The following is an 8,187-nucleotide window of genomic DNA, read 5'->3' on the forward strand; positions in this document are numbered from 1 at the left end:
GACCGATCAGCGCGCGGCGGCGGCGGACCCGGTGAGACCTTCGGCGAGCAGTATTCGATGGGCTTGCTGAGCGGCGGAAACCCGCACCGCGTTGTGCGCTTCGCCGCCGAGCGGTTCCTCGAGACCACGAACGAGCGCCGCCACAGCGTCCGACAGCGCCCGCAACCGGTTGTCGAATTCGTCGAAGCGAGTCGATTCCGGTTGGGCGACACCGGCGGTCGCGGTCAACGTGCTGGCGAGTTCGGAGCCCCGCAGGATGGACCGCAGATTCGCTGGCAGCAGGGCGAAAACGTGGTCGAGTTGCCCAGGGGAGAACAGGTCGGTGAGCGAGTCGGTGACCGCGCCGGCGAGCGCGACCGCCTCGTCACGCGAAACGCCGGCCTCTGCGGCGAACTGGGCGAGGAACGACGGTACATCGTGGCGAACCGGAACGTGAGCGGGAACCCAGCCCTCGTAGAAGATCCCCCGCAGCAACTCCGGCAGCTGGGCGCTCAGGTGTGCGGCCGGGCTGACACCGATGCGGTCACGCACCGAGTGCAGCCAGGCACGCAGTGCGCGATGCGCGAAGGGCCGGTCATCGGTGCCGAGTCCGTCGGCGACAGCGCGTAGCCACTCGTGTGCGGTATGGACCGCAGGGGCGAGGGGATCACGGTGATAGCTCATGGGTTCGCCTTTCACGGATGGGTCGAGGTGGAGGATGCCGTGGGCGGGCCCGCAGCGCGACGCCTGCGCGCACGTAGTCGATGGCGGGTAGGAGCTCCATGGTGTGTACGGCACTACCCGGCACGAGGGTGTTGAAACTGGGCCTGTGCCATATCGATGAGCCTGCCGGGGTGCGCCCGGCCGCGTGAGAGGCCTCGTGCCCGTGCCGGTGGGACCATTGTCCCCGTTGGTCGAGCGGGCGACGGTCGATGGAGCCGGTTGCTGCCCCAGGCCACGATGCGTTCATGTCGATGCCGGTGCCGAATCGCGGAGACTGTCCAGTGCGGCGGCGAGTGCCCGACGCGCGTCATGGGCCACCGCGCCCAGCGTCGGCTGGGGGCTGACGCGCACCAGCTGATCAGGATCGGTGGCTTCGACCAGCGTGCCGGTGCCGACGGAACGCACCACCACCGTGCCGGACAGCAGCGGCCCGGCTTCGCGGTCGGCCGTCAGCGCGCGATGGGCCAAGCGGGGTTCGAGCACCCCCAGCAGCAGGTAGTTTTCGATCTCCGCGCCGATCTTCTCGCGCAGTGTGGTCTGAACATCGACCTCGCTGATCACGATGAACCCCTGATGGCGCAACGCCTCGCGGGTTCGTCGCGCGGCGTCATCGAACGGCGCGTCCAGATGTATCGCGATGGCCGGTGCGGGCGTCACCGGTAAACGGATCTCCGTGAGCAGCCGCCGCGGATCGGTCACCTCGTCGGGACCGATCAGGTACGCCTCGGTCGGTGGTCCAGTGGTCCGATATCCGAAGTTGTGCAACCACTCCCGCAGCGCCGCGTAGGCGGCGCCGAGATCCCGGTAGCTGCCGCGGTGGCAGGTGCGAGCGACGAGCGTACCGGGCACCACCACCACTTCCGCGCCGGAACTCGGGCCGAGCTCGGGCGCCGGCTCCACCGGCACTCCGAATTCCACCGCGATCGCTTCATCGGCGGGCAGCTCATGGTGGAAGGTGATCGTCGGCGCACCGCTGGCGGTCAATCCGGCGCGCTGCGCGATCTGGGTCAGTTCCCGCATCCCGTCGACGATGTCCTCGCCGAGCAAATTCGGGTTCGGACGGATCTCCCGTGGTACCCGCAGCACCGTCTCTGGTGCCGATTCCACCAGGGCCACCCGGTACTCCATCGAGGCCTCCTCTGGTCGTTGTGCGATGAGCGTGCGCTGCGCCGATGACCACTGCACAGGGGCGAAGGTCCCGCAATGGTGGGCATTACCGACATCAGGTGACCCTCGTCCAAGCGAATTCCGGAAAGGTCGGCGCGGCTGCGGCCAGGGTCGAAGATCCCATTCCCCCGAGACCAATTGCCCTCACGGACACCACACGCGCAGTCGCACGATGTTTCGATGGAGCTGACCGCGGTGCGCATCGACAAACCGGACGATCTCAATGTGATCATCGGGCAGTCGCATTTCATCAAAACGGTGGAAGACCTGCACGAGGCACTGGTCGGGATCGGTCCGCAGCTGCGTTTCGGACTCGCCTTCTGCGAGGCATCCGGTCCGCGGCTGGTCCGTCGCTCCGGCAACGCGGACGATCTGGTCGAGCTCGCCACGAAAAACGCTGTCGCGCTCGGCGCCGGACACTCGTTCATTGTGTTCCTGCGCGAGGGATACCCGGTCAACGTGCTCAATGCGGTCCAACGCGTTCCCGAGGTCTGCGGCATCTTCTGTGCCACCGCTAATGCCGTCGAGGTGCTCATCGCGGAGACGGAGCTGGGCCGGGGCATAGTAGGCGTGATCGACGGCGCCGTGCCACTAGGGGTGGAAGGCGCGGACGACGAGGAAGACCGGAGGCAGTTGCTCCGCCTGATCGGCTACAAGCTGTAGCGCGGACGCGGCGGCCGGGTATCCGGGGCCAGATGCGGTGATCCTATTCGGGCATGTCGAGGATCTCGGTGAGCGGTCGCCGTGGCGTCGCAGCAGCTGCTTCGGCGTGTTCGGGCGCTGTACCGACGCGGATCAGGACCTGGGGCAGGCGGGAACGCCCGATCAGCTCCCGCACCAGGGCGCGGCTGCGCGGCACTTCGGTCAGGTGGGTCAGCGGACACGTCGCGAACCCCGCAAGGGTGCATTCCAGCAGGACGGTGGACAACACCTCGCCGCAGCGCAGCAGGTCGTCGGGTCCGTCGCTGTCGGTGGACAGGACGAGGATGACCGAGCGGTCGGCGCTGATCTCGCTGCGGCGAGGTGTGCTGGTGGTGCTCGTGGGGAACTGGCGTCCTACGGTCACCCGCTGCCGTTCCTCCGGCGAGATCAGGGTTTCCCTGGGCACGCCGGAATCCGCGACGGTGTGACCGGTCCACCACTGCAGTTCGGCGTGATATGCGGAGTCGTAGCGGCGCAGGGACACCGTCATCTCCGAGGCGCGAGCCAAAATAGGGCGGCTGTCGTTGTGCAGTACGTCCAGAGTGGCGTCGTCCGGATCGAATGTGGTCCGCAGGACCGATTCGAAATCAGACCATCCGGTCGGTGCTGCGAGCGGCAGCCGGTCTGTGTGCCGCTGGAGGATGGCATCGGCACGTGCGCGGTCACCGTCCGTCACGATCTGGGCCGGCCGGAAGGTGAGGGTGGCCAGGTGATCACGACAATTCGGGTCGGGGAAGCGGGCGACGAGAATCCGCCAGCCGGCCGCGGCCATGGCCACCCGCAGGTGGTTGAGTGCGATACCGCAGCTGATCAACATCTGCCTGCCAGCGACATCCGTCGCCGGGAGCATGCGTTCGGGCACAGCGAACAGGCGCAGCGCTGCACCGTCGAACATCCAGCGCCAGGGTTGACTATTGTGCAGCGACGGCGCCCGGCCGGCGAGCAAGACAGCCTTCTCGATGGTTGCACCGGTTGGTAGCTGGTTCATATCGCCGACGGTAGATCTCGGACGCCCGGTGCTGGAGGAGTCATTGGTCCCGAATCCCGCCGCGGGTGGCCTCGATGCCGGCTGTTGTCGCGGACTTTTGCCCCTGGACGGGGCGAATCGCCTCGGTCAGGCTGGAAGCGTGGACAACGGTGCACCCGGAGCGCCGCGAATCGATGCACGCCACTACGACGCGGTGATCTTCGATATGGACGGAGTGGTGACCGACAGCGCGTCTATTCACGCGGCGGCCTGGGCGGAACTGTTCGACGACTTCCTGACCCGACGTCCGGCCGGCGCTGGTCAAGACCGGTCCCCGTTCACCGAAACCGACTACCTGCGCTGCGTGGACGGTAAACCACGGTATCAGGGCGTGGCGGACTTTCTCGCCGCGCGAGGTATAGCGCTGCCCTGGGGGAATGTGTCCGACCCGGAGACAGCCGAAACCGTGTGCGGGCTCGGCAATCGCAAGGATCGCCTGTTTCTGGACCGCCTCGCGCACGATGGTGTGCGGGTGTTCGAATCGACCGTCACGCTGGTTCGGCGGCTGAACGCCGTGGGAATCCGCTCCGGCGTGTTCTCCGCCAGCCGCCACTGCGCGCAGGTGCTCGCGGCCGCCGGCGTCGGCGACCTGTTCCTGGCGCGGGTGGACGGTATCGATGCGGCGAAACTGGGCCTGCCGGGAAAACCCGCACCGGCGATGCTGCTCGAGGCCGCGCGCAGACTGGACGCCGAGCCTGGCCGCACCGTTGTCGTAGAGGATGCCGAGGCCGGGGTGGCGGCCGGTCGAGGCGGCGGCTTTGCGCTGGTCATCGGGGTCGACCGGCACGCGCGGGCCGACCGATTGCTGGCCGAGGGCGCCGACGTAGTGGTCGACGACCTCGTGCGGGTGCCGGTGCGCGGGGGCTTCCGGCGGATGTCGGAGGTTGCGGACGTCATCGAATGCTGGCCGCGCGTCGCCGATCTCCTCGGCGCCGCGACGGTCGCGGTACTGCTCGATTTCGATGGCACCCTGGCCGAGATCGTCGCCGACCCGGCCGACGCGAAACCCGTCGACGGCGCGGCGGCGACACTGGCGGAGCTCGCCGCGCGATGCCCGGTCGCCGTCATCAGCGGACGCGATCTGAACGATCTGCGTGCGCGCGTCGGCGTCGGCGGAATCTGGTACGCGGGCAGCCATGGATTCGACCTGCTGGCACCGGATGGCACTCATCATGTGCACGACGCCGGCCCGGGCACCGAACAGGCGCTGGCCCGAGTCGCCGGCGAACTGCGCGAGCGACTCGGGACAATCGCGGGAGTTCTGGTCGAGCACAAGCGATTCGCGGTCGCCGTGCATCACCGCAATGTCGCCGACAAGGAGGTCGGCGGTGTCGTCGCCGCGGTGCACGAGGCGGGACGCACGGCCGGCTTGCGCGTGACGCACGGCCGGCGGGTCGCCGAATTGCGCCCGGACATGGACTGGGACAAGGGCACTGCGCTGCGCTGGATTCTGCAGCATGTCAGCATCCCGGTGCGGCCGATCTACCTCGGCGACGACCTGACCGACGAAGACGCATTCGACGCCGTCGAACCGGACGGGCTGGCGATCGTGGTGCGTCACGACGAGACCGGCGACCGGCACACCGCTGCCCGGTTCGCGGTCGCCGGACCACGCCAGGTACCTGATCTTCTGGATCGACTGGTACGGCTGCGCCATGCTGAAACCATTGCAGCCGAACGAGATTCGTGGACGCAGACCTTCGACGGCTACGACCCGGCGCAGGAGAAGCTCCGGGAGGCGCTCTGCACGGTCGGCAACGGCTACTTCGCGACTCGCGGCGCGGCGCCGGAATGCAGGGCGGGGGCGGTCCACTATCCCGGCACGTATGTCGCCGGGGTGTACAACCGGCGCTGCGACCGGATCGGCGGAAACGTCGTCGACAACGAGAGTTTGGTGAATCTACCGAACTGGTTGCCGGTGACCTTCCGGATCGCAGACGGCGACTGGTTCGACCTGGATACCGCCGATCTGCTGGACTACCGGCAGCAACTGGATCTGCGCCGCGCTGAACTCGTGCGGGAGTTCCGCTTTCGTGATTCTTCGGGGCGAATCACCGCGGTGACCCAGCGCCGGTTCGTCGCCATGCACCGGCCGCACCTGGGCGCGCTGGCGACGACGATCACCGCCGAGAACTGGTCGGGACGCCTGACCGTCCGTTCCGTGATCGACGGCTGTGTGCGCAATCGTCTGGTCCCGCGGTATCGCGATTTGGCGGACACTCACCTGGTCACCGACCACAGCGTTGTGCTGCCCAACGATTCGGTGCTGCTGGCCGTGCGAACCGACCACTCGGTCATACCGGTGGCCGTCGCAACCCGCAGCACGCTGTACCGCGGCGAACAACCCGTCGACTCGACGCGCGAACCGATCGATCACGACGGCCTGATCGGGCACGACTTCACCCTCGACATCGCCGTCGGCGACTCGATGACGCTGGAGAAGATCGTCACCGTCTTCACCGGACGCGACCACGCGAGCGCGGGACCTCAGGAGGAGGCCGCGCGCTGGCTCGCAATCAGTGGCGGCTATGCGGAACTGTTCGAGGGACACGTCGTTGCCTGGCAGCACCTGTGGGCACGCTTGCGCATCGACCTCGACGGCAGGGAAAACGCGAGCCGCATCGTGCGTTTGCACTTGCTCCACCTGACGCAGACGCTGTCGCCGAACACCATCGATCTCGATGTGGGCGTCCCCGCGCGCGGACTCCACGGAGAGGCATACCGCGGCCACGTGTTCTGGGACGAACTGTTCGTCCTACCGGTGCTCAATCCGCGCTTCCCGGAGCTGACCCGCGCGCTGCTGCGGTATCGCTACCGCCGTCTGCCCGAGGCCCGCCGTGCCGCCGCGGCGGCAGGATCGGCCGGTGCGATGTTCCCCTGGCAGTCCGGCAGCGACGGTCGCGAGGAGAGTCAGCGGCTGCATCTGAATCCCCTGTCCGGGCGCTGGAATCCGGACCCCAGCCGACGCGCGCACCACATCGGCATCGCGATCGCCTACAACGTCTGGCACTACTACCAGGCGACCGGAGACCGCGAGTTTCTCGTCGAATGCGGCGCCGAACTGTTGCTGGAGATCGCGCGGTTCTGGTCGAGCTCGGCCCGATACGACAGGGAACGCGACCGCTACACCATCCGCGGTGTGATCGGCCCCGATGAATTCCACTCCGGCTATCCGCACGCGCCCGACGCGGGCATCGACAACAACGCCTACACCAACGTCATGGCGGCCTGGGTAATCCTGCGGGCGGCGGACGCCTTGGCCGTGCTGGCGCCGCGCGCCCGGTCGGATTTGCTGGAGAAGCTGTCCGTGCCGGCGTCGGAGCAGCAGCACTGGCAGGATGTCGCTCGCCGCATGTACGTTCCGTTCCACGACGGAGTCATCAGCCAGTTCGACGGCTACGATCAACTGGCCGAGTTGGATTGGGATCGCTACCGGCGGCGCTACGGCAACATCCAGCGGCTGGACCGGATTCTCGAGGCCGAAGGCGACAACGTCAACCGCTATCGGGCGGGCAAACAAGCCGATGTGCTGATGCTTTTCTATCTGCTGTCGGCCGACGAACTGCGAGAACTACTGGGCCATCTCGGCTACGAGCTACCGGGCGAGATGATCCCGCGCACGATCGACTACTACCTGGCGCGCACCTCGCACGGGTCGACGCTGAGCGCGCTGGTGCACGCATGGGTGCTGGCCCGTGCCAACCGCGATCGCGTGGTGGAGTTCTTCGAACGCGTGCTGGAGTCCGATGTCGCCGACATCCAGGGCGGCACTACCGCGGAGGGGATTCATCTCGCCGCGATGGCCGGCAGCGTCGACCTGCTTCAGCGCTGCTTCACCGGGCTGGAGATCCGCCGCGACCGGTTGATCTTCTGCCCGTACTGGCCGGAATCGCTCGGCTCCCTGTCGTTCCCGATGATCTACCGCGGCCACCGGCTCGGCGTTCGGATCAGTGGCGACGGCGTCGAGGTCAGCTCGGAGCCGGGTGGGTCGCCGCCGATCGAGATCATCTGCCGGGACCAGGTCGCACGGCTGGCGCCCGGGGACACGGTCCGGCTACCGCTGAACGCGGCAGCAGGATCCGCCGCGCACAGAAATCCTCTGTCGCATCGAGTCGGCGGCTTATCCACCGACGGGTGATGGAATCCTTTCGCCGGTTCGCCGCACCGATTCAGCCGATATATCGTCCGGAGAATTCTCGGCAGCGGTACCGGGCGCTGGGTACGTCTGATCGAGGCGCGAGACCCGCTGCGGGAATTGCCCATTGCCCCGCAGACCTGCGCCGCGGACATCGGACGTGCTGATTATTCCGCCGTCCGGCCGATCACCCTGTCGCAACCGGTTCGACCGATCCAGCCAGGAGGCCCCGAATCTCGGCCGCGACCGGCAGATGCCCGTCCGAGTTCGGTTCCGCGGACCGGGGGCGCCGGGTGGCCGCGGCGGCACCACTCCAGCCGCCTTGTCGGGCCGTGACACTGTCGATTACTCATCCTCGAGAGGAAATTCGATAACACGGAATCCGTTATCGAAAAAAACCCTTACGAATCCCCGATTCCGTACTTCATAGATTCTCTTCGCCGATTGAATCCAG

5 protein-coding genes are annotated in these 8,187 nt (G+C 67.4%); 2 read left to right on the plus strand and 3 right to left on the minus strand.

Annotated features, from left to right (window positions below; translation table 11 throughout):
* Positions 1–6: 6 nt before the first annotated feature.
* Complete coding sequence (locus ACT86A_RS23030) at positions 7–663, minus strand: DUF2267 domain-containing protein (RefSeq protein WP_445094275.1); 657 nt, start codon at positions 661–663, stop codon at positions 7–9.
* Positions 664–945: 282 nt separating this feature from the next.
* The gene (locus ACT86A_RS23035) at positions 946–1,830 is read right to left on the minus strand and encodes a DUF302 domain-containing protein (RefSeq protein ID WP_445094276.1); all 885 of its coding nucleotides are present in this window, start codon (positions 1,828–1,830) and stop codon (positions 946–948) included.
* A gap of 219 nt (positions 1,831–2,049) precedes the next feature.
* Between ACT86A_RS23035 and ACT86A_RS23040 the strand changes: the two genes are divergently transcribed.
* A complete protein-coding gene (locus ACT86A_RS23040) occupies positions 2,050–2,532 on the plus strand; it encodes an adenosine-specific kinase (protein WP_445094277.1) in 483 nt (160 codons plus the stop codon).
* A 43-nt stretch (positions 2,533–2,575) separates the two neighbouring features.
* On the opposite strand, the gene ACT86A_RS23045 is transcribed toward ACT86A_RS23040, so the two are convergent.
* Positions 2,576–3,559: an Acg family FMN-binding oxidoreductase gene (locus ACT86A_RS23045; RefSeq protein ID WP_445094278.1), complete on the minus strand. Its 984-nt coding sequence runs from the start codon at positions 3,557–3,559 to the stop codon at positions 2,576–2,578.
* A 139-nt stretch (positions 3,560–3,698) separates the two neighbouring features.
* Between ACT86A_RS23045 and otsB the strand changes: the two genes are divergently transcribed.
* The gene (otsB, locus tag ACT86A_RS23050; protein ID WP_445094279.1) at positions 3,699–7,736 is read left to right on the plus strand and encodes a trehalose-phosphatase; all 4,038 of its coding nucleotides are present in this window, start codon (positions 3,699–3,701) and stop codon (positions 7,734–7,736) included.
* The last annotated feature ends 451 nt before the right edge of the window (positions 7,737–8,187 follow it).

This window comes from Nocardia glycosmidis (assembly GCF_052545115.1).

Bases quoted from the DNA above. Each gene is read 5' to 3' on its own strand.
- ACT86A_RS23030 (WP_445094275.1), bottom strand. From the start codon at position 663: ATGAGCTATCACCGTGATCCCCTCGCCCCTGCGGTCCATACCGCACAC.
- ACT86A_RS23045 (WP_445094278.1), bottom strand. From the start codon at position 3,559: ATGAACCAGCTACCAACCGGTGCAACCATCGAGAAGGCTGTCTTGCTC.
- ACT86A_RS23035 (WP_445094276.1), bottom strand. From the start codon at position 1,830: ATGGAGTACCGGGTGGCCCTGGTGGAATCGGCACCAGAGACGGTGCTG.
- ACT86A_RS23040 (WP_445094277.1), top strand. From the start codon at position 2,050: ATGGAGCTGACCGCGGTGCGCATCGACAAACCGGACGATCTCAATGTG.